This window comes from Vibrio neptunius, assembly GCF_000967495.1.
Classification (GTDB): domain Bacteria; phylum Pseudomonadota; class Gammaproteobacteria; order Enterobacterales; family Vibrionaceae; genus Vibrio; species Vibrio neptunius.
Window position 1 is genome coordinate 20,322 of the sequence record NZ_JXXU01000021.1, and the last position, 20,611, is coordinate 40,932.

Consider the following 20,611-nt stretch of genomic DNA (forward strand, 5'->3'; position numbering starts at 1 on the left):
CTAGTCGTAAATCTCGGATTTATCTGCAAAATGAGTAGATAAACCAAACAAGTATAAAGCGCCCAAATATCACTTTTAGTGTCTGGAAATTTCGCTTCCTACTCCCTCATTTGTTGATTTAACTCAGAGACGAAAATCTACAGGCAAGGATATGGTGAATGCCACAATTTCCGGAAAGGCTAAACAACAATGAGTGATATAAACCGCGAACGCCTGATAGCGCATTTCTTTCAGTTGATAAAGGTGAACAGTGAATCATGTAACGAGAAACAAATAGCTGAACTACTCGCTGAGCAGCTTGCTACTATCGGATTCACAGTACACAAGTTGCCTGTGCCCACAGAGGTTTCCAATGGCTTCAATATCTACGCCAGACTTGAAGGCAGCCTTGATGGTAGTATTGTTCTAAGTAGTCATATGGACACCGTCACTCCAGGGGTTGATATTGAACCTGTCATTGAAAGCGGTATCATTCGTTCCAAAGGCGATACTATTCTTGGCGGTGACGACAAGTCCGGCATTGCAGCGATCTTTGAGGCTATTCGCTGTATTCAATCTTCTGGCGTCGAACATAAAACCATTGAGATCGCTTTTACTGTCCATGAAGAAGGGGGCCTCTTTGGTTCACAGCACTTTGACATGTCATTCATCACATCACGCAATGCGATCGTTCTCGATACAGGTGGCCCTATCGGCACCATAGTCAATGCTGCACCAGGGCAACAAAAGATCGTCGCAAAAATTAAGGGGAAACCAGCGCACGCTGGCCTAGCGCCTGAACAAGGGATTAGTGCAATTCAGGTTGCCGCTGATGCCATCAGCAAAATGAAGTTACTTCGTATTGACAGCGAGACCACAGCAAACATTGGCATTGTCGAAGGCGGGAATGCCACAAATATCGTAATGCCAGAACTCAAAGTCGTTGCAGAAGCTCGCTCTCTAAAGGATGAAAAATTGGCCCAACAAGTGTCTCATATGATCGAAACATTAGAGCACACATGTCAACGATACGGAGCCAACGTGGAGATTGAATCTACCCGCGCATACAACGCTTTTGTCATTGCAGATGATCACCCGCATATTGAGTCCATCAAACTATCATTCGAAGCCATTGGCGCATTACCTTACACCAAAGGCACAGGTGGCGGCAGCGATGCCAATAACTTTAACGCGAAGGGGCTAACAACGGTTAACGTCTCAACGGGCATGGCAAAAGTTCATACTACTGAAGAATATATTGCTATTGATGACATGGTAAAAATAACACAATTTGTTAAACATTATCTAACTCATCAATAATGTCCAATTTGGAGCCAGTTTATATTCCTGGCCCCACTCTATTTTTTGTTCGAAAAATAATCAAAAAGTGATAATTTATATCTAATCGTCAAATCTAGTATTATTTTTTTAGTTATTTATAGTTAATAATATTGATAGAAAAGTATAGATGGTTAAAATGAACCGTCTCAATAACAATAAAATTGCTATTAATGTCTATAAAAACCGCATTACTCATCCTGCTTTGTACGTTTTCACCATTATTACTTGCCGATACATCGCAAAACGGAACCTCAGAACAAATTTATCATTCTGGGAGCAACTACTTATCAGAAAGCTACGACGTATTTTCACCAAACAACAAAACATTTAGGCTAATTTTAAAAGATGTTAAATCAGATAAATGTTTGGTATTCCAAAAAAGTGAAAACTCAGATTTAGTTCGTGTCTATGCCATCAACCTCAACAAGAGCCACTACGTTACTCGACCGATATCAGGCAAGATTCAAATTCGCTTTAGCGAAGACCCAAACCTCTATGATCTTACAACAAATAGACACTACATCAGACCAACCCTGACAAGATTGAGTAAAGAGAGAGATGCCGCGTTGTTTGAAAGTTTAAGCGTACAGGATGTGATGTTCGTCAAACTCGATGTGTTAGGTCAAGAACACGTGTTAAAAATCAATATTGAGGACTTAGAAGAATTACTAAAAATAGGGACATTTATCTAGATAGCTTTAATTTCATCGATGAGCTTATATGAGTATATTTCATCACCTATAAGCTCTTTAAATAACCGCCAATTCATATCGCAATCGTTTTACTTGATAACGTTCAGCTTATCGTTAATAAAAATACATTTAAAATCTCGACTATCTAACCGAATATAGAAACATCGTAATTTAAGCATATTATCGAACGCTGTATCTAAATTATGACGCCATAATCTTAACACCAAGAAAAGTAAATAGGCCTCCAGTTAAACAGTCCATGACGACTGATATTCTCTGATATATAGATTTCGCAGAGCGATGAGAAAAAGCAACGGCTAAAAATAGATGCCAAACTAATGTGATCAATGACATGGTCAGCATGATAACTACCATCATCGGAAGCGTTAAAGCTTGTGGCATAGATACCGAAAACAGACTTACGACAAAGAAACCTGTCTTAGGGTTCAGAATACTGGTTAAGAAGGCGGAAAAGAACACCTTTTTCTCGGAGGGGGCAATGGCGGAATCACTATCCAAGGCTCGACTACCACGCTTACGTTGCAATGACTTATATATCTGGCCAAAACCCAAGTAAAGCAGATACAGCCCACCGATAACTTTTAACGCTGAAAACAGTTGTGGAAAATGAGCCAGCAGTAGCACCAACCCTAAGCCACCCATAAGCCCCCAGAGCATCACGGCAACACTGACCCCTAATGCAGAAAACATCGCCAACTTACGCTCGTATTGTAAAGAGGTATTGATAGTCAGTAAAACATTGGCACCGGGAGTGATCACCGCAAGCGTCCAAATGACGGCAACATGCGCCATCACCAGTATATATTCCAAGATTCCTTCCTTTCAATTGATTGCATAATATGATCGCGCTATCCTACTCCTTTAATAACAAAGGCTCAAGCAATGGGACGTTATGATCTAATCATAAATTTCCAGGCATATTAGAGCTCTAGATAGAGTCGCAACATATCCTTGTGTTGGATGCCATCTTCAAAAATCGGCTCTGAGTAGTGGGTGAGAAAATGATCTTTCAATACCGCATCCACACGGAAACCGAGGCGTTGATAAAACTTGAGTTGATAGCCAAAACATCCCGTTCCTAGCTCAACACGTTTTACACCTGAAGACTTAAGTTCTCTTAGAGCAAACGCTAGCAAGTGGCTACCTATTCCTCTCCCGTGGCAGGTCGGCAAAACTGAAGCGTTCATTAACTCCACCAGTGATTGGCTATGCGGTAACACAACCATGACACCAATAAACTTTCCCTCATCATCCTCGGCAACAAAACATTGAGATTTTCTCAGATAAGACTGAATGTTTTCTTCGCTTGGGTCCGCTTCGAGTAATAGTGGTAATGGCACATATTCAGGCGCTATCTTCTTGTACTTCATGACCGACTACTCGCTCTCTACAACTGAATCCAATATCTTGCTAAAAGGTTGGGAAACACTTTACCCGTAATAATGTTTTCTAATTGACCGCCATTCGCTTCAATCACTTTCCGGGATGGCCAGTTATCATCATCTGCAGTCACAAGTGCTTTAGATATCCCCAGTTTACGAACTTCCGCCAAGGCTAACTTGAGCATCATCTTACCGTTACCTTGGCCTCGGAAGTTAGGGGCGATGTCATACCCGATATGGCCAGCTTCAGAAGAAAGAAATTCATTTTCAATATGATGACGAATACGAATGGCTCCACTAATATTCTGATTTTCATCAATCAACCAGAAATGGCTACAGGGGACATAACCCGGTTTTAAATCGATGCCCAAGGACTCATTGGAAAGTCGATTTACATAGCGTTCGATATCATTCACACCTTCCGCATAGTAGTCTGCGTTTTCAGGATCATTGCGCTTGAAATCAAGGTAGAATCGAGAAAATTCCTCTTTAAACTGCGATGAAGGGGGGACTAATTTCATCAATTCTGTTCCTCACTCTGAGAATTATTTTTTAGACCATATTGATAGAAAACAACTCGTTGTTCATTTATCGACTGTTTTACAAAGCCAAGCTTTTCTAAAAGCTTCAACGATGCAATGTTTGACTCATCAACACCAGCTACGATCTCTCTCCAACTACTTTTGTTCGCAATAGAGTCAATAAACCCAGCAAGCAGCTCACTAGCCAACCCTTGCCCCCAGTACTCTTCTGCAAGTAAATAGCCGATATGAGCACTACCGCTGTCTTGATAGACAAATACAAACCCTGCTAACGCACCATCATTAGCTCTCACGACGTAAAGCACGCTTTCATCATTCATTTTGCTTAACCAGCTCTCTGCTGATTCATTAGACCTGACTTGGTGAAAGTACGGTGGTAAATTCTCAACAACCTTTTCTGTTAAGGTTGCTTGAATTTCTGATAGAAAATGAGCATTGCAGTCACCATCTTTAAACTGCTTTATGGTTAACCTGTTTGTACGATATGCTTCCACCAGAGCCTCCCTTACTATTAAACTCATCTGTGTTTACGGTGCTTTTTAGCTAGCCTTTCGTTGCCCCGTTTGTAGTTGCCAGTAACTCTCGCCATCAGTTGCTGTTGGTCATGATTTGACAGCACACTAACCTTCGAAACGAAATCAGATGCCTGTTTTCCACGCAATATGGTAACAATCTTACCGTTACGCAAAATCCTCAGTTCAGCCCGATTCTCTTCAAAGGAAAAACCTAGGTCAGATACCATATTAGTACTCCTCAACTTCAAACTGGGAAGCGACTCGTCTACCCCACCCGTTTGCCAATTGCTGAATATCCTCAATACCATAGGGTTGACCTTCAATCATGCGTAGCGCAAGTTCAACACACTGTGATTCTTTCGAATAATGACGCAATACAGCTTTTACACACCACTTTATCTCTACGTGCCAACTGTTGTCCTTTTCTGCGATCAAGGTGTAAGCGCTACGGAGGATCTTCTTAGCCAACATTCTACCAATATACTTTTGGTTAGACTCATTAAGTTCATCACATGCTTGAGTAATGAAAGATGAGAGATCACCGTTGAGAGCAGAACCGATTTTCCGGTTAGGCTTTAGTCGGCTGAATTTCAGGGACAAATCATCACCTGACACACAACAACAGCAGTGCTTTAACCAAAACTGCCAGTGATGAAGTTCATTTGGAGAAAGGATTGCTTCCAAATGGCCAGGATCGAAGTCTATCTTGCTGAAAATCGTTAACTCTTGCTCTAATTTTAGTTTGGTAGCCTGAAGTTTTCGTTCGGTTTCAAGATCCAAAGGCTTAGTAAAAACAATAGATAAGTCTATATCTGAATCAAACTCAACTGCTGTGCCCCTAGCGACACTCCCATATAAATAAAGGCTATGAATTTTGCCTGCAAAAGTGTCACGTAAGCAGCTAACCACACGGTCGACTGACGGCCTAAACGCAGGCTGAATATAGGCGACTGAACAATGATTGACAATGTAACCTTGCTCATCCAACCCGTTATTGATTGGTTTCATCAAGTTTGTCATGCCACTCTTGTTGCAACATTGCCATAACTACCGTGTTCCACCAGCGCCCTTTAAAATACCGGTTCTGTTTGAATACCGCTTCTCTACGCATGCCCAAGTCAGAGCAAAGCTTAATAGCCGCACGATTTTCCTTAATCGTCTCGGCGTATATCCGATGCATATTAAGCTCACTAAACCCATAATTTGCCAAAGCCGTCGCGGCTTCATAAATCAAACCACTTCCCTGAAATGAACGGGCTATTCCACATCCCATTGACGCATTATGCTCATCTTCCAATCTCAAGCATACCGTACCAATAAAGATACCTTGCTGTTTATGCTCTATTGCAAGCTGGTAACTCCTTCTTGGTATTTCAGCAGCCTGTTGAATAAACAATTTGGTCAATTGACGGTATTTTTCTGCTTTGCTGTCCGCTTCGTCATAGAAACGTTGATACTTTTCGTCTTGAGATATCGCCACAAACGCGGCTTCATCTTCTAGCGACATGTCTCTGAGAACAAGTCTTGGTGTTTCTAGCCTAAACAATTGCTTTCCCTAAAGGTGCTTTTCCATGACAAAATTGGTCAGTACCTGACCACGCATCTCAACCTGTTGCTCTTTGACTACTTTAAACCCCATCCGCTCATAGAAAGGACGAGCAGTAATGCTCACCTCAGAGTAGAGGCGGCTGATACCCTTGTCGTTCGCAACCTTTAGCACATGCTCCATAAGCGCCCGACCAACGCCCTTACCCTGGAAAGCGTGATGACAAAAGAAATGATCAACTAATCCGGAATCTTGCAAATCGGTATACCCCGCGACTTGACCGTTCATTTCAGCGATGTAAGGGTTAATTTGGGACATTTTGTTTTTCCACCTTTCAATGTCCCATTCTTCTGGCGCCCATGCTTGCACCTGCTCTTGGCTGTAATGTTGGCGATTTATATTTCGGACTGTATAGAAAAACACCTCCCAAAGGGCTTTGGCATCTTCTGGCTGATATTGGCGGATAGTAATCATAATGCTCTCCCTAGATTGCGGGTCTTTGTTATAACATGAAAAAAGCTCGCTAATCATTAGCGAGCTTTCCCGTTAAATAGCAGCCTTTAGCTTTGCTTCAACTTCTTTTAAGACGTGGTATTCCTCTTTATCACAACCACGAACAATCGACACCCAATGATCTCCCGTTTCATCTGTTCCTTTAAACTCCGCACGCAATTCATACTTGCGCCACGTAACAAAGGCCATAACGAGGGTTAACGCTAAAGTATACAGTCCAAACTGAGGGACAAATGCCCATGTGGCAGCAGACAAGAGCAATGCTAATGACAATACTCGGACAACATTTTCTTTGATGCCTAGTCGACGAACCTCAAAACGCTTGATTTTACTCAACTTATAAGCGTCGGACTTAACCACTAATTCATTGGTAGTCAGCATAAAGTCTTGTTCGCTTACCGTTGTGCGAAAACGGAACCAATCCACTAGCTTTTTACTTTGAGTGATTTTACTCATCACCTTTCTCCATGTTATGAAAATGTACAGAAACGACGATATACATGGAGTTACTTATGGATTTAATTGGTTTTATAAAACAAACAAATGAGAAAAACAAGAATAATTATCTTAGCTTGCCAAAGGTCAGTTATAGATGAGGGAAAGGTAGTTGAATCAGGTATTAGAAGATTCTCGACAAATACTTTCACTAAACCATTCAGCGATGGCGCGAGCTCTGCCTAAATCTTCTTCACCGCTTACAGGAAGATAAGCAAAGCCTCTAAAATCAAGCTGCATGTAGCGAGCAGTAAGCTTAAAAGGTTCAATAAAACAATCTGGTAATTCATGATTGTAGCCAGTCGAGATAACAGATATTTCCGTACCTTTCAGCTGGCGTCCAAGTGGCTTTTCTATGGTCAACAGATCTGACAAGCGATCGAAGAACACTTTCAGTTGCGCCGACATGGAATACCAATAAACAGGCGAAGCGAACACAATGTGATCATAGGTGGTAAGCATGCGAATCAAAGGAATAAAATCATCGCTGCGATTTTCGTGTAGATAGTCATAGTAAGAGAGTTGGTAATCCGCTAAATCAAACACCGCAGCATTTGTCATCTCAACAAATTTATTCACCAAGTGACGCGTATTACCATCTGTTTTTGACGTACCCAAGACCACTGCTACCTTCATTAGAATTCCCTCTAGTTTAGTAAGCTAGGCCGTTTTTTCGGTGAAATGTTCACAATCGCTACATTTATAACCGTGTTTATAGAAAAACAGCGGAAAGCCTAAAAGAATAAAGACTAAAAAAGCGGGTCGCTTACCTTTGGTAAACGGCTCTAGTTTTAGGCTACCACAGTTAGGGCAATGATCTTGTGAAGTGGAACTTTCTTCAGAGCATAAAGCGTCAGAATAATCTGTATTCAGGATAATGGTCGCTTGCTCGGCATCCTCTTCCTGAACCATTAAACGAACTCCGCCAATCGCATTTGAATAGAGCCACTGGGTGTTAACGGTATGTTCGTCAGCGATACTGCTTTCAATTCCAGCGACTTCCAAGCTCGCTTTGGCAATATGAGCCTCATGAGGGAAAGAAAAACGAGCTACAACTACCATACAACCTCTCCTGCGCTAAACCATCACTCTTCGCATGCCATTTTTTCGGACGTGTCACAGTCAGCTAACGCCAACTTGTACTCTACTCTGGCACTTTCACTCAAATAGACCTCCATACCTTCAAATAGGTTCCATAGCTCTTGGCCATATTTCAACTTAAACTCTTCGCTTGCTAACACCAACTCAAGTTCATTGGCAACGGTCAGCTCACAAAACTGGTGTAACTGCTCTTCCGTCATCTCGAATACCGAGCCCGTAAATCGGTCACGAAACTGGATGAACGAATTAGAATCAAACTGCGGAAACACATAGTCCCTGTCGCAAGAGCAATAGAGATAAACCAGATCTTCTGCTTCTTGGCCAATAACTGCGGCGATTTCGCTTCGCATTGCCAGTGAAACCATACTCTCATCAAATCCAGCGGTGCCGTATGCCGCATGGAAGAGGCCTGCATTCCTGACCGTTTCGCTCGCCTGCCATTTTGCCAGCAAGCACTCTGTTCCAATCAAGTGTGATGCGAGCGAACCATTTAAATGCTGAAAGTCACCCGCTCCCAGAGATTTCAAGCGTTCAAAATGTGTATTCATCACTTATTTCCCATTAGTTCAACCATTAATCACCTTAGACATATTGTAACCAGTGACCACAAACCCCAACTCTTCATAGAGCTTTCGGGCCCGCTCATTGTTGAAAGCAACGCGCAATTTAATCTGTTTAATACCGACGTTTTCCATTTTTGCTTCCAATAGCTCGATGGCTTTGCTACCTATCCCTTTCCCTCGAAAAGCTTCGATAACGTAAAAGTCGTAGATAAATGTCGATCCTTCTTGCTGATTAACGCAATGCCATAAGTAGCCAGCCAACACGGAGGCGCCCTCTTGTTCAGAGTCGATACACAATAGTGACTGGCTCTTGGTTTCAACCCCATCGGGAAAACAACGCTCCAAAGCATGATGAGCGAGTTCAAGAGATTTTTCCGCAGCGTGGCCTTGATTCTCGGCAATATCCTGCGCATAGGCTTCAGCAGCATAGTGATAAAAACCCGCAAACTCTTCCGATCGCATTTCTCTTAGCTTAACCATATTTATCTTTTAACCTTCACCATAAACTGGTGCCATCATGATATGCTGAGGCCCGACAGGGCCGCCTAAGTACAACTCAGTTGTATCAGTGAAACCACTACTCAAATAACATCGATAGGCAGGCTCGTTTCGACAGTTCACCGTCAGATAAAGCGCGTTGACTTGCGGATAGACTTTTCCAACATATTGAGGAAGCAACTTAAGAGCTTCACGGGCGATACCTTGGCCCTGTAAATGGCGATCAATCAATAACGCTCTAATCCCAATACCATGCTGAGGACAAAAGCTGTATTTCTCGGCATAACCCATATCAAGAAGAAAGAAGCCGACAGGCTGATCGCCTTTCATAATCACGTAGGGATGTTCACTTTCTTTCAGCTCGGGGATCATTTCGCCAATGTTATCAACGGTAAACTGAGCTTGTTCAGATGTAACGCTTAATGCATGTATAAGGTGTGCTTTTTCAGCACTGTACTTTTCTATAGAAATCATAATTATCCGAATAATTTTTCCAACCAAACGGAGCTGATATAGCTTCCATTTTTCTTTGCATAGGAATCAAAAACACCCACTTCTCGAAAGCCAAACTTCTCATGCAAAGCAATTGAGGCTTCGTTTGGTAAAGCAATACCAGATAGCGCACGATGAACACCCTGCAGCTTTAACGCCTTCATAAGTGCTTGATATAATGCAGAGCCGGTACCTTGTTCTTTCGCATCAGGTACAAGGTATATTGTCACTTCTACCGTGTCCGCAAACGCCTCAGATGATCGGTATGGTTGCGAACAGGCAAATCCAACAATGTTTCCTTGATGCTCGGCCACCAATAATTGGTGCTTAGTGATAGGTGAAAATTGTTCAAACCAATTTAGACGGTTTTCCAATGTAAATGACGTTTCTTCGAAGCGAGCGTTGGTATGGGCAATGTAATAGTTGAAGATATCGGTGATTGCTTGAACATCCCTTCGAAGCGCAGTTCTAATCTTCATTTCTGAATCTCCAGAGCCTCTGCATCAATCGAGAAAGTCACCAAACCATCGCATTCGCCATATAGACTGATACCCACCTCTCGCCGCATGCCTATTTTGTTCAAAATGGTGACCGAAGGTTTGTTCGCTTCCAAAGATACACCATAGATTTTCTCGTGCTTACCAAGTTTAAATGTTGCTGCTATGACTGCCTTCGATGCTTCCGTAACGTAGCCTTTGCCCTGATATTCTGACAATAGCGCGTATCGGATATCACTGAATTCTGGGTTTTCACATACTTCAACGCCTGCGTACCCCATCTTACAATTTGGATTTTCTCTGCAACAGATGACGTAGGAACCAAAACCATATTTTCGCCAATGCGCAACCCTGTTGGCGTGATGCTGGAGTATCTCTGGTTCTGGATAGACTGCGCCCTTTGGCAAGAACTGAGTTAAACTATCTGAACTTAATACTCGCCTATAAACATCAACATCCATCTCTTCTACAGGTTTCAATACCAAGCGTTCCGTGTACAACATATTCCTTAAGTCCTGATAAGATTTGATTCAAGTACTCTACATCATATCCATTTGTGCAAGTGGGCAACAGTTTGTGATGGGTACATAGCGTATGCTCGTTAACTCGTGTGGACCTCGTCAATCCTAAACGGCTCACAAGGGGTGCCTTGATGGTACTTTAACTGCCATTTTTCACCAGTAAAAACCCAAATTGAAGCACGTTTAGTAAACAAACTTGCATTTCCATTGGCATCGATCCAGACAGATTTATACATAAGCAGTTGGACAGATGGTTCAAGAGCAACACACTCAAACGATTGTGAGTGTATCTTGCCTATTGATGGTGTCTCGCCCTTCATCATCTCTAGGATTGATTTCAGATCAAAGCTTTTACCTGAGCGCCCCACTTCAACGAAATCAGGGTGAAGTAAACGCACCACCTCAGATTCATTGTGGCGAATTTCATATTGTTGAAGCAAGACTTCTTGTTCAATCAGGAATTCCATCCGACTAGTACCTCTCATTGCATATATTTCCGTAGCCTGAAGATATCACTCCAGGCTGCCATATGAAACACGTCAATGAATAAAGAAAACTTAATGTACATTCTTCACATATCTTTATTTGCAGGCTCTGTCCCTATAAAATGCATAAAACATTTATCAACACGGATACACCATGGCAAAACTCACTCTTCAAGAACAAATGCTCAAAGCTGGTTTAGTGAATGAAAAAAAACTAAAGAAAGCCAAAAAAGGTTCAAAAAAGTCACGCGTACAAGCTCGTGAAGTCAAAGCCGCAGTTGAAGAACAAAAACGTCAACAGCAAGAGCGTGATAAAGAGCTAAGCGACCAACAAAATGAGCAGCGTCTGAACAAAGAAATTCAGTCGCAAATCAAGCAGTTGATCGAGATGAACAAAATCGATCAGAAAGAGGGAGATATTAAATACAACTTCACCGATGGAACACTCGTCAAATCCCTTTACGTTGAATCGATTATTCGCGAACAACTGATCAAAGGTATTCTTGCTATTGCCCGTCATGAAGATGGTTATGCGGTGATCCCCGGAGTCGTTGCAAACAAAATTGCACAGCGTGATGACCAGATCATTATTGAGCTCAAAGAGCCAGAATCAGAAGTGCCAGCTGAAGACGATCCATATGCAGACTATGTAGTCCCAGACGACCTAATGTGGTAAAGAAAACGCCACTCGGCAACCGAGTGGCTTTTTGACTAGCATTCTGCGAGCTATCTATCGCAGAGTTTGTACTATTTTTCCTTTGCCGTCCTTAAAATGAACTTCTGCATGCGCACCGTTCAAGAGCGCCAAGTTAGGCGGTAGATGGCCTATATCAACGTCATAGAGAACAGGGACCTTTAAGTCATTGGCAACAGAAAGGAAAGCTTCACTTGAAGTTATTGCTTTTCCACAATTATCTAAAACCGCATTCCTTCCAAATAACAGTCCACTAACCTGTTCAAATACACCTTGGTATTTTAACCCTTGTAAAGCGCGCTTTAACACTGTCGGTGGCATCTCTGCATTTTCCAAATACAGAATCAAACCATCATTTGGATAGCATTGCTTAAAACACTCAAGATCGAGATATTCTGTCCCAATCAGGTGGACCATAGTATCAAAGCAGCCTCCTATCAGACGCCCACTGAAGCTCAACTCTTCCACCTCACCCACCGCTTTCCACTGAGTTCTCTCTGTTTTATTTACGCAGCAGTTCGGATGAGTTTCGAAAGACTCACCAGAAACCTGATAGAGATCAGAAGAGAACTGCGTGATTTCAGCCCCGAATTTGGTTGTCATAACATTTAAGGTGCTTGCGGTAAGCTCATCAGTCTCAAGTGGGTTTAGCTCCATTAAATTGGAGCTATGTAACGTCGACCAACCCAATTGCGTGGTAAGCACAGAACTGATAGTACTCACATCAGAAAATCCAAATACCCATTTTGGCTTAACCTGCTTTAGTTTTTCAAAATCGAGAAGAGGCAGAATGTCCATCGCAAATTCACCACCCCAAGGAGGAACAACAGCCGAAATGGAATCATCGCACAAGAACTTCATCAACTCTTCTGATCTCATGGATGGAGTAGCACTCACATGCTTTTCGTTTTCTCTTAGACAATGACCCTCGATAACCCTATATCCGCGACTTCGAAGGTGATCCAAGACGAGGTCTAAACGTTGGTGACACTCTGGAGGAACGCCCGAAGAAAAAGCGGTGACGGCGATCTTATCCCCTTTCTGTAGAGGCTCTGGGTATTTCATATTATTCCTCTTTTTGTCTTGCCATTAGATATAACAAAATTGGTCAAACTAAAAAGGCTCATCAGAGACTGTACTCAAACCTGAGCGACTGGTGCTCTCCGACTCAAAAACCATCGATGCCCTTTTGGTTATTCTTCAGCCAATACTTTTCAATCCCCTAAGTTCCCTGATTTTGGGACCATTTTGCCAAATCTTTTCTGTCCATTTCGTACGTAAAATACGGTACAGCCATACCGCAGGAAGATTGAAGCATATTAATATCAAGGATGAATACCTGTCGAGCGGCCACGCTTTCAGGGAATAGGCTAGAGATAAGACACATTAAAACGATTGAATATAAGAAACAAGCATTGATAGGCATCACCACACAATGCTAAAAGCTAATTAATCTTGCGCATTTACTGATCTTTCACTGATGACGTTCGATCTAATTTTCCACGTAGTCCGATTAAGTTGCCAAAAGGGTCTTCTACTTGGCACATGGAAAGCCCTTTGTCTATCTCCATTGGGCCTCGATAGAGCTTCGCGCCAAGTGACTGGAAGTGAACAAGTGCCCAGTGTAAGTCTTCCACCGCCCAGTATAAAACGGTTCCTGACTTACCAGCAGACACCTTCTCATCCGCTTGTACCACCTCCAGAGAAAAGCCGTTGATATCAAGCACTGTGAAATCAAACTCTGGCAAATATATCACTTTAGACATAGGAAAGGCTTGCTGATACCACTTCAAACCTAGTTCGACGTCAGGTACATGAATCAAAACACAAGTTGGGCTCCAACTAGCCTGCCCTATTTCAACGCCTTTATTTCTCTGTCCAGCCATCGCTAGTGCTCTACAAAAATAAGACGGCTCGTATCAAACCCTCTCTCATTGGACATAGAAATAAATTTATCGATAACCGCTTGCTCTACCGTGCTTGAACGTGCTAATAGCCACAAGTATTCATTATCTGGCCCAGACACAAATGCATAATCGTAGTTATCTTTTTCAAGTTCGAAAACAACATATGAACCATAAAACGGACCGAAAAATGACACTTTCAGATAGCCTTGATCCGAATCTCGAACGAAATAGGCTTTACCTTGCGCTTCTTTCCACTCATTGAGTTGTGCGTTAAAGCCTCGGTTGATGACTTTAACGCCCCCGTCATCCTTCAGACTATATTGTGCGGTTACCTTACTCAGCCCTCGCTCAAACGAATGGTCAAGCCTTGCAATCTCATACCAATTCCCCATGTACCTATTAATGTCAAAATTCTGTACAGGTTTCACCTCGCTGGGCATTCCCAAGCAACCGCTGATAAGCAACACCGCAAATACAAAAACCGCTTTCTTCATACTACCTCCACTCTAACCAAAACGTATGAGCCAACTCTGCAAATAAACCAAATTATATACTGAGTTTAACTGTCACAAGTTCAATGAAAACAGCCTTATCCTTATCCCAGTAAGAGCGCACAACCTCCGTCGTTATTCAAATCGACTTTAATGCCAAGATTGGGCTCCGCATTTCTCACACTGAAACTGATCTTCTTCATCGATAAAAAAGCGGTTGGTGTGCTCATCGCTTTTACTCAACAATCCCATCAGGAACTCTATACAATGTCCAATTAATGACTGTGTTTGCTCGAGCTTAGAATCGACTCTGTTCATTTGTGTTAGTTGGATATGAGGGGTAAGTGATTGGCATTGTTGACAGAAATGTGGGTGCTTGATGTATTGATTATTTTTCAATGACGCAACTCATTCAGTTATAAAACACAAGATAACATAACATGTTACTAACCTTTGTGAGAAATACATCCTGTTGTCATCACACTTTGTATTTTTTCGTCAACCTTTCACTCAATCAGATGTTCAATAACTTCGGATTTTATTTGATTTAAAATGGCCAACCCGCCTTCAGATTGTGTATTTATCTCAACCCAACCGTCAGTACCCATAAATTCAGCTTCCGCATAGCTTATTTCCTGAATACTCTTAACATTAATGAGCTTGCCTTTTAATCGAAAAGTCCCTACGGATGTGTGAAGCCGTTGAATCGAAAATTCCATTTCACTTCCTTTGTCTACGACTTTAATAAGATGCACCATCTATTTTTTTTATTGGAATGTCTGTGAGTATAACACCTTCTGCCATACGCATATTGATCGCCGTAATCTGCTCATCACACTTAGGCGTTGTCACATAGTGGGTCAGGCATCCACAATGTTCGCAACGATGAAACTCGACACATTTGTCTCCCCAAATATAAAAAGCCGTAGGGTTTTCAACACAGATTATGTCTACCTCAGAAGGGGAGTAGTATGCCCACAATGCAGCATAGCGACGACAGATTGAACAATTGCACTCCCCCAATTGTGATGGTTTTGTCTGAACAGCTAACTTCACATTTCCACAATGACAACTGACTTCCATAATTCGCTTCTCCAATTCGATGTGTCTACAAGCGCTGTTCCAATGAAGGTATGCGATACAAGCAACATTGATTACAGGCCCTAACGCCATACGCGACTTTTAACTCATAAAGCCTTTGCTTACATAAGCAAATAAAAATGCATCTAAAGGTATCAAGCCAGTTCAACGTCTGTTCGCGCAATATGCTGGTCATGTATTTCAATGACAGTTTGTACATCTTGATGTGACCTATGCTCCCCGTACGAGGCAATGTACTTCGCAGAGGTTGCCTTCACAGAAGCTGCATTGTATTCCCCAAGCCATTGTTGAAATTCGTTGATACTCGATTGCTCTGAGCGCGGAAAACGGCTTGCTGGCCTAGGCATACCAATTCTCCATGGCTTTGGCGTCAGCCTTGCTCTAAAGCACTCTTGTTTTTTGCACAAATGCACGTACAAGGGGTCTACATTCAAGTCACTAAACAGAGTGTCGACAAACTTATCCGTCGGTGCATAGAGTTTGTTTGTCAGAATAAATCGAAGACCGGAATGGGTTTCGTAGACTCTGAAAGCAAGATCTGGATGGTGTTTTTGGTACGCCTCTATCAACGCTAAATAGTAACTTTTGTCCTTTTTCTCACGGCCAAACAGCTGCAAAAACCGGTCAACAAAACTTGGCGCAAACACATCAATATCTCCGAAGACAACGTTGCTGGTATTGAGTACAGCGGCCCCGTAGCCGTTACGGCTGATGATCGCTAGGGGCTCACCATCCTTGTTCTGGCGCTCTAGTAAGATCTCTTCCTTAATCACCCCCGTCCAATATTCGTAGTCATCCCCTCTCTCGTGATGACCTGAGAAAAAATCTGTCATTAAATGCCGTCGATTTTCAGCGTTAATCGCCGCTTGTTCTTGACTCTCATTCGATGAGCCCCAAACACTCAGCTTCTTTTGCCAAAATATGCTCGTCTCATTTTCGACTTCTTTTTTTGCCCAATATCTAGCGAACTTCATCTTTGCTCCGTGAATAAACATCAACACCAACATGACTTCACTCCTAGCCACTTTGTGCAAAAACAGCCAAAAGTGGTTAGTCCTAGCAAGAGATACTTATATGAAAATAAACGTTTTGCTACAAATAGTTATGTTGATTTATTGGACCTAGTTTCAAATTATCTGTCTGACCGAAAAGGTCAACACGTAATTGAGAAGAGACTTAACTTTAAAAAGGTACCTAGACGGGCTCAACAATTAGTCCAATGTCAGAAGGTAGTACTCCCCTGAGGCGTCTTTGGCTTTTGAATGACAAGTAAATCCTTGAGAATAATAAAAGTCTAACGCTGATTTATTAAGTGACATATATTTTAAGCTGAGTGTCGGGTAACGGCTTTTAGTCAGTTGTATTAGATGGCCACCAACACCTTTGCGCATGTACGCTGGTGAAACGTAGAGGTGGTGAATAAAGTTTTCTGGTTCCCATAGGGAAATGAAACCCGCGATATTTTCCTCTATGATCGCGACCCAGATTTGCTCACCTTCAACATCTTTGTCGAAGTCTGACAATTCATAATCACTGGTTTCTAACCAAATATAACTGGCTTGTCGTGATTCAAGATAGAGTTTGCGAAGTGCGGGACGAAACGCGTCCTGATAGGGTTCAATTGAGATAGAATATGGCAAATGTTCCCTCCTATCGGCTATGCACATAAAACAGACATAATCTCTCGATTGAACTTATATCGTACAGCGCTTTTACATGACACATGTCTGAGCTGTTGCTGCTTGCTCAATGCCTCTTTCAATCAAGGATACTGCATCATTACTAGTCACTGACGATATCAATTTATCCATTAAGTCAGACGCGGTCGACTCAGATGAAGACGCCACTAAACAGCTATACGCATTCGCAATACGCTCTTCAACATCAGTCAATGCCTCAGGGTTACTGAAATCAACGGTCAAGGCTTGTTCGACAGACGCCGCCATTACCTGTGCAGCTTGTGCAGCACCACCAAGGTGTTCCAGATTCAACTGCTCTAGGTCGAAAGACTCAACTTGCTGCTGAATATCGCCTACGGCTTTATTTGCAATGTCCTGCGCCTGTTCGATAGCTTTGCTAGCCTCATCACATCCAACCAGAGCACCAAGTACCATTATTACGGTTAGCATTTTTTTCACGTTGTACCTCCAAGAATGCTTCACGCTCAAAAGAAGCTTAAAACACAGATGGCCAAGTGAAAATCACAATATCGTAACGGATTGTTGAAAAGCTTGTTGTTCAACATGATACAGAGTGAACGCTAGCTCTGCGAAATTTTCTCAACAGATGGTCGGTCATATCCACGCATTGTTATTTTGGAGTCCTATCATGCATGTGAAAAACAAACAATTAAAACAAGGTAATATTGGTTACTATTTAGGTGTTTTTGGCGTTGCGCTAGTCTTAACTTGGATTGGTATTTACAAGTTTACCCCGACAGAAGCGAAGTTAATCGAACCTTTGGTGGTAAATCACCCAGCGATGAGCTGGCTTTATGACATCATTTCCGTTCAAGCGGTTTCAAACTTAATCGGCACGATTGAAATCATCGTGGCCATTGGCCTGATCGTCGGGATTAGAAATGCCAACATCGCGTATATATCTGGAATAGCGGCCGCTTTCATTTTCATAGCGACACTCAGTTTTCTCGTTACCACTCCAAATACATGGAAAGTATCCGATGGTATTGTTGTGACTAATTTCTTCTTAGTGAAAGATATCCTGTTTTTGGCGATTTCAATCAGCGTCATCGAGCGCAACAAACCTATAGCTCAAACATAAACGAACAAGGGCCCGCTTTTTCAGCGGGCCCTTGAAATAACACTTAAATTAAGTGGTATCTTTAAGCTTTCTTAACAAATTGTGCTGTTACCATCATTTCGCCAGCACCATCCACTTTGCAATCCAATTGATGATCTTTACCGTCTACAATTCGCCTGATCACAGCTTTAGTGCCTATTTTGAGGATAAGAGAGCTTCCTTTAACCTTAAGGTCTTTTGCTAAAGTGACTTTATCCCCTTCTGCGAGCTGTGTGCCGTTAGCGTCTTTGACCTTGGGAGTTTCAGTTTCAAGCACCTCATCAGGGTTCCATTCATACGCGCATTCTGGGCAAATAAGATGACTCTGGTCTTGATAAACATATTCGGACTGGCAATTAGGGCATGGAGGAAACGACATACTCAACGATTTCTCTAAAATAATTTTTCGTTATGATACTTCGTCGGTGTGGACTACGCGAGCACTTCAAGCAAGTCAGCACCGAGCTATCAACCTTTTTCAAACACAATCAGTTACGGTTAAACTTTTTTGTCATACCTTGGCTTGAAGGAGAAACTAAGCGATAACCCAGCTTCTCATAGAATTCTGGTTCATCCGCGATCATTGATACATATGACCCCTCTAGAGCAACAGAGGAAAGGTATATGTCAATATGTTCCATGATTTTTCTGCCTACACCCATGCCTTGATAACTGGGATCAACCGCAACATCCACTACTTCAAAATTACATGCACCGTCACCAACTACACGTCCCATACCGATCAGCTTTTCACCATCACGAACTGACACACCGTAAAGAGTATTAGGCAAACCAAGCTCAGCCGCTTGAAGCGACTTTGCTGAAAGGCCAGCAAGGATACGCATCTGGCAATATTCTTCAGGGCTCGGAGTTTTGTGTTCAAATATAATATCCATGGCGAGCTTTTCCTTTTCATCATTTCGCGAGAGAATACACCAATACTGTATAAACAAACAGTTATTTGTTCAACAAAAATATAATCAACCAACCGCATAGTGGACTGGTAATAAAAAATCGCCAAACGAAGATAAATGAAGCACTGATTCACTACTTAACATACGGTAAGCTGGTTTGCCTTCAACATATTTTAATCGCGTTTTAAGGTTTACGTTTATTGGCAGAACGTCTCTATATACAGCGTTTCTACTTTGTCTCTTGCCCACTGAGTGCGTCGAAGGAATTTCAATGAAGATTTAATAGAAGGGTTGTTATAAAAACAATTGATAGGAATTTCTGCATCAAGGCCTTGCCAACCATAATGCTCCTGCAAACGAACGAGGATTTTTTCAAGGGTTAAACCATGCAATGGATTATTTGGTTGTTCTTGGCTCATTGGCAATAGTGCCTACTCTAAGATAAAGGGGCAGGGATTGTAGCAGAGTACTGTCCACTTTATTGATTTAATCGCCAACCATTTCGACTGCTTTGCTGAGCAACAGATAAAATTATAGACACACCCATTCATTTAATAGACCATCGAGAAATCTTAACTCAATGAATTTAATCACTTATGCTAAGAATCTTGATTAATGGTTTTCCGATCTTCGCTCTCCTCGGCTCAGTTGCCGCGTATATGCACCCGACAATTTTTACGCCATTGAAAAGCCAAATCGTTCCTCTGCTGATGCTCATTATGCTATCGATGGGGCTAACACTATCTCTAGATGATTTTAAACGCCTAACCTCGAGCGCTAAGGCCGTTGCTGTCGGTCTCCTTCTCCAGTTTTCAGTGATGCCGCTGAGCGCCCTATTGATTGCCAAGGCGTTTGATATGAGTACAGCACTTACCATTGGTATGGTGCTGGTGGGCAGTGTTGCGGGCGGCACTGCTTCAAATGTCATTTGTTATCTTGCCAAAGGCAATGTAGCTTTATCGATAACAATGACCGCTCTTTCCACCCTACTTGGGGTCGTTATGACACCATTTTTAGTCGATGCAACACTGGGCGTTAATGTTGACGTTCCTGTCTCGCAGATGATCCTTAGCTTGATAAAAATCGTCATTGTCCCCGTCAGTGCTGGCATTTTTCTGAATCATTTTTTCCGCAACAAAATAGCCCAAATTACGCCCGTCCTTCCCTTAATTTCTATGTTTGCGATTGTGATGGCTATTTCTATCATTGTGGCGCTCAACCACAAGCACATTGCTGATATCGGCACATGGGTGGCACTAGCAGTGGTGCTGCACAACGGACTGGGACTTTTGTTGGGTTACTCAGTCTGCAAATTACTTAAGTTTGATCACACGACCTGTAAAACCATTGCGATCGAAGTAGGTTTGCAAAACTCGGGTCTGGCGACAGCATTAGCACTGAAGTTTTTTTCTCCACTCTCTGCACTACCCGCTGCTATCTTCTCAATATGGCATAACCTGTCAGGATCGATACTGGCTTATTACTGGTCTAGAAGCTCAGATACACCCTAACTCTAGGTGTG

General features: G+C 42.3%; 33 protein-coding genes and 1 pseudogene. 5 read left to right on the forward strand and 29 right to left on the reverse strand.

The window, feature by feature from the left end; all coding sequences use genetic code 11:
• The first annotated feature begins 189 nt into the window (after positions 1 to 189).
• Entirely contained in the window at positions 190 to 1,299 is a 1,110-nt protein-coding gene (locus tag TW84_RS07985; protein ID WP_045975134.1) for a M20/M25/M40 family metallo-hydrolase, read from the forward strand.
• A gap of 191 nt (positions 1,300 to 1,490) precedes the next feature.
• Entirely contained in the window at positions 1,491 to 2,012 is a 522-nt protein-coding gene (locus tag TW84_RS07990; RefSeq protein ID WP_045975135.1) for a hypothetical protein, read from the forward strand.
• 201 nt (positions 2,013 to 2,213) lie between these two features.
• Here the strand turns inward: TW84_RS07990 and TW84_RS07995 are convergent, their stop codons facing one another.
• From TW84_RS07995 to TW84_RS08075, 17 genes are all read right to left on the reverse strand, one after another.
• The gene (locus TW84_RS07995; protein ID WP_045975136.1) at positions 2,214 to 2,843 is read right to left on the reverse strand and encodes a LysE family translocator; all 630 of its coding nucleotides are present in this window, start codon (positions 2,841 to 2,843) and stop codon (positions 2,214 to 2,216) included.
• Positions 2,844 to 2,953: 110 nt separating this feature from the next.
• Complete coding sequence (locus TW84_RS08000) at positions 2,954 to 3,403, reverse strand: GNAT family N-acetyltransferase (protein WP_045975137.1); 450 nt, start codon at positions 3,401 to 3,403, stop codon at positions 2,954 to 2,956.
• Between the two features lie 17 nt (positions 3,404 to 3,420).
• On the reverse strand, positions 3,421 to 3,936 hold the full coding sequence (locus TW84_RS08005; protein WP_045975138.1) for a GNAT family N-acetyltransferase: 516 nt from the start codon (positions 3,934 to 3,936) through the stop codon (positions 3,421 to 3,423).
• Positions 3,936 to 4,451 carry a GNAT family N-acetyltransferase gene (locus tag TW84_RS08010; RefSeq protein ID WP_084720202.1) on the reverse strand — a complete coding sequence of 172 codons (516 nt, stop codon included), beginning with the start codon at positions 4,449 to 4,451 and terminating at the stop codon, positions 3,936 to 3,938. The genes TW84_RS08005 and TW84_RS08010 overlap by 1 nt, the downstream gene beginning before the upstream one ends.
• Positions 4,452 to 4,474: 23 nt before the next feature.
• Entirely contained in the window at positions 4,475 to 4,699 is a 225-nt protein-coding gene (locus tag TW84_RS08015) for a hypothetical protein (protein WP_045975140.1), read from the reverse strand.
• 1 nt (position 4,700) lies between these two features.
• Positions 4,701 to 5,492 carry a nucleotidyltransferase domain-containing protein gene (locus TW84_RS08020; protein WP_240478152.1) on the reverse strand — a complete coding sequence of 264 codons (792 nt, stop codon included), beginning with the start codon at positions 5,490 to 5,492 and terminating at the stop codon, positions 4,701 to 4,703.
• The gene (locus TW84_RS08025; RefSeq protein WP_045975141.1) at positions 5,464 to 6,018 is read right to left on the reverse strand and encodes a GNAT family N-acetyltransferase; all 555 of its coding nucleotides are present in this window, start codon (positions 6,016 to 6,018) and stop codon (positions 5,464 to 5,466) included. Before TW84_RS08025 ends, TW84_RS08020 begins: the two co-directional genes overlap by 29 nt.
• A gap of 9 nt (positions 6,019 to 6,027) precedes the next feature.
• Positions 6,028 to 6,492 (reverse strand): GNAT family N-acetyltransferase, encoded by a 465-nt coding sequence (locus TW84_RS08030; RefSeq protein WP_045975142.1) that lies wholly within the window; start codon positions 6,490 to 6,492, stop codon positions 6,028 to 6,030.
• 72 nt (positions 6,493 to 6,564) lie between these two features.
• Complete coding sequence (locus TW84_RS08035; protein WP_045975143.1) at positions 6,565 to 6,987, reverse strand: DUF6232 family protein; 423 nt, start codon at positions 6,985 to 6,987, stop codon at positions 6,565 to 6,567.
• A 156-nt stretch (positions 6,988 to 7,143) separates the two neighbouring features.
• Positions 7,144 to 7,662, reverse strand: a complete 519-nt coding sequence (locus TW84_RS08040; RefSeq protein ID WP_045975144.1) for a flavodoxin family protein — start codon at positions 7,660 to 7,662, stop codon at positions 7,144 to 7,146.
• Between the two features lie 24 nt (positions 7,663 to 7,686).
• Entirely contained in the window at positions 7,687 to 8,088 is a 402-nt protein-coding gene (locus TW84_RS08045) for a putative signal transducing protein (RefSeq protein ID WP_045975145.1), read from the reverse strand.
• A gap of 23 nt (positions 8,089 to 8,111) precedes the next feature.
• A complete protein-coding gene (locus TW84_RS08050) occupies positions 8,112 to 8,675 on the reverse strand; it encodes a DUF6817 domain-containing protein (RefSeq protein WP_045975146.1) in 564 nt (187 codons plus the stop codon).
• A gap of 18 nt (positions 8,676 to 8,693) precedes the next feature.
• Positions 8,694 to 9,170 (reverse strand): GNAT family N-acetyltransferase, encoded by a 477-nt coding sequence (locus TW84_RS08055; protein WP_045975147.1) that lies wholly within the window; start codon positions 9,168 to 9,170, stop codon positions 8,694 to 8,696.
• 9 nt (positions 9,171 to 9,179) lie between these two features.
• The gene (locus tag TW84_RS08060) at positions 9,180 to 9,662 is read right to left on the reverse strand and encodes a GNAT family N-acetyltransferase (protein WP_045975148.1); all 483 of its coding nucleotides are present in this window, start codon (positions 9,660 to 9,662) and stop codon (positions 9,180 to 9,182) included.
• Positions 9,663 to 9,664: 2 nt separating this feature from the next.
• Positions 9,665 to 10,159, reverse strand: coding sequence for a GNAT family N-acetyltransferase (locus TW84_RS08065; protein WP_045975149.1), 495 nt, complete (start codon positions 10,157 to 10,159; stop codon positions 9,665 to 9,667).
• Positions 10,156 to 10,680 (reverse strand): GNAT family N-acetyltransferase, encoded by a 525-nt coding sequence (locus tag TW84_RS08070; RefSeq protein WP_045975150.1) that lies wholly within the window; start codon positions 10,678 to 10,680, stop codon positions 10,156 to 10,158. The genes TW84_RS08065 and TW84_RS08070 overlap by 4 nt, the downstream gene beginning before the upstream one ends.
• Positions 10,681 to 10,778: 98 nt before the next feature.
• Positions 10,779 to 11,165 (reverse strand): nuclear transport factor 2 family protein, encoded by a 387-nt coding sequence (locus TW84_RS08075; RefSeq protein WP_045975151.1) that lies wholly within the window; start codon positions 11,163 to 11,165, stop codon positions 10,779 to 10,781.
• Positions 11,166 to 11,337: 172 nt separating this feature from the next.
• On the opposite strand from TW84_RS08075, the gene TW84_RS08080 reads away from it, so the two are divergent.
• The gene (locus tag TW84_RS08080; protein ID WP_045975152.1) at positions 11,338 to 11,859 is read left to right on the forward strand and encodes a DUF2058 domain-containing protein; all 522 of its coding nucleotides are present in this window, start codon (positions 11,338 to 11,340) and stop codon (positions 11,857 to 11,859) included.
• A gap of 54 nt (positions 11,860 to 11,913) precedes the next feature.
• Here TW84_RS08080 and TW84_RS08085 read toward each other — a convergent pair whose 3' ends face one another.
• The 9 genes and pseudogenes from TW84_RS08085 to TW84_RS08125 all read right to left on the reverse strand — a co-directional run bounded on the left by TW84_RS08085 (position 11,914) and on the right by TW84_RS08125 (position 17,514).
• Positions 11,914 to 12,942 carry a S66 family peptidase gene (locus TW84_RS08085; RefSeq protein ID WP_045975153.1) on the reverse strand — a complete coding sequence of 343 codons (1,029 nt, stop codon included), beginning with the start codon at positions 12,940 to 12,942 and terminating at the stop codon, positions 11,914 to 11,916.
• Positions 12,943 to 12,990: 48 nt separating this feature from the next.
• Positions 12,991 to 13,249, reverse strand: a pseudogene (locus TW84_RS25035) (pyridoxamine 5'-phosphate oxidase family protein); the annotation flags it as partial.
• A gap of 91 nt (positions 13,250 to 13,340) precedes the next feature.
• Entirely contained in the window at positions 13,341 to 13,763 is a 423-nt protein-coding gene (locus TW84_RS08090) for a VOC family protein (protein ID WP_045975154.1), read from the reverse strand.
• A gap of 2 nt (positions 13,764 to 13,765) precedes the next feature.
• On the reverse strand, positions 13,766 to 14,278 hold the full coding sequence (locus tag TW84_RS08095) for a lipocalin family protein (RefSeq protein WP_045975155.1): 513 nt from the start codon (positions 14,276 to 14,278) through the stop codon (positions 13,766 to 13,768).
• A 503-nt stretch (positions 14,279 to 14,781) separates the two neighbouring features.
• Positions 14,782 to 14,994: a hypothetical protein gene (locus tag TW84_RS08105; RefSeq protein WP_045975208.1), complete on the reverse strand. Its 213-nt coding sequence runs from the start codon at positions 14,992 to 14,994 to the stop codon at positions 14,782 to 14,784.
• A gap of 22 nt (positions 14,995 to 15,016) precedes the next feature.
• Positions 15,017 to 15,358, reverse strand: a complete 342-nt coding sequence (locus TW84_RS08110) for a GFA family protein (protein ID WP_045975157.1) — start codon at positions 15,356 to 15,358, stop codon at positions 15,017 to 15,019.
• Between the two features lie 152 nt (positions 15,359 to 15,510).
• On the reverse strand, positions 15,511 to 16,350 hold the full coding sequence (locus TW84_RS08115) for a hypothetical protein (protein WP_045975209.1): 840 nt from the start codon (positions 16,348 to 16,350) through the stop codon (positions 15,511 to 15,513).
• Positions 16,351 to 16,587: 237 nt separating this feature from the next.
• Complete coding sequence (locus TW84_RS08120) at positions 16,588 to 17,016, reverse strand: GNAT family N-acetyltransferase (RefSeq protein WP_240478153.1); 429 nt, start codon at positions 17,014 to 17,016, stop codon at positions 16,588 to 16,590.
• Positions 17,017 to 17,088: 72 nt separating this feature from the next.
• Positions 17,089 to 17,514: a hypothetical protein gene (locus TW84_RS08125; protein WP_045975158.1), complete on the reverse strand. Its 426-nt coding sequence runs from the start codon at positions 17,512 to 17,514 to the stop codon at positions 17,089 to 17,091.
• Between the two features lie 190 nt (positions 17,515 to 17,704).
• On the opposite strand from TW84_RS08125, the gene TW84_RS08130 reads away from it, so the two are divergent.
• Positions 17,705 to 18,157: a DUF417 family protein gene (locus TW84_RS08130; RefSeq protein ID WP_045975159.1), complete on the forward strand. Its 453-nt coding sequence runs from the start codon at positions 17,705 to 17,707 to the stop codon at positions 18,155 to 18,157.
• Between the two features lie 61 nt (positions 18,158 to 18,218).
• On the opposite strand, the gene TW84_RS08135 is transcribed toward TW84_RS08130, so the two are convergent.
• The 3 genes from TW84_RS08135 to TW84_RS08145 all read right to left on the reverse strand — a co-directional run bounded on the left by TW84_RS08135 (position 18,219) and on the right by TW84_RS08145 (position 19,508).
• Complete coding sequence (locus TW84_RS08135; protein WP_045975160.1) at positions 18,219 to 18,554, reverse strand: zinc ribbon domain-containing protein YjdM; 336 nt, start codon at positions 18,552 to 18,554, stop codon at positions 18,219 to 18,221.
• A gap of 109 nt (positions 18,555 to 18,663) precedes the next feature.
• Positions 18,664 to 19,071: a GNAT family N-acetyltransferase gene (locus TW84_RS08140; protein WP_045975161.1), complete on the reverse strand. Its 408-nt coding sequence runs from the start codon at positions 19,069 to 19,071 to the stop codon at positions 18,664 to 18,666.
• A gap of 215 nt (positions 19,072 to 19,286) precedes the next feature.
• Positions 19,287 to 19,508, reverse strand: a complete 222-nt coding sequence (locus TW84_RS08145) for a VF530 family protein (protein ID WP_045975162.1) — start codon at positions 19,506 to 19,508, stop codon at positions 19,287 to 19,289.
• Between the two features lie 177 nt (positions 19,509 to 19,685).
• On the opposite strand from TW84_RS08145, the gene TW84_RS08150 reads away from it, so the two are divergent.
• Complete coding sequence (locus tag TW84_RS08150) at positions 19,686 to 20,600, forward strand: bile acid:sodium symporter family protein (protein WP_045975163.1); 915 nt, start codon at positions 19,686 to 19,688, stop codon at positions 20,598 to 20,600.
• Positions 20,601 to 20,611: the final 11 nt, after the last annotated feature.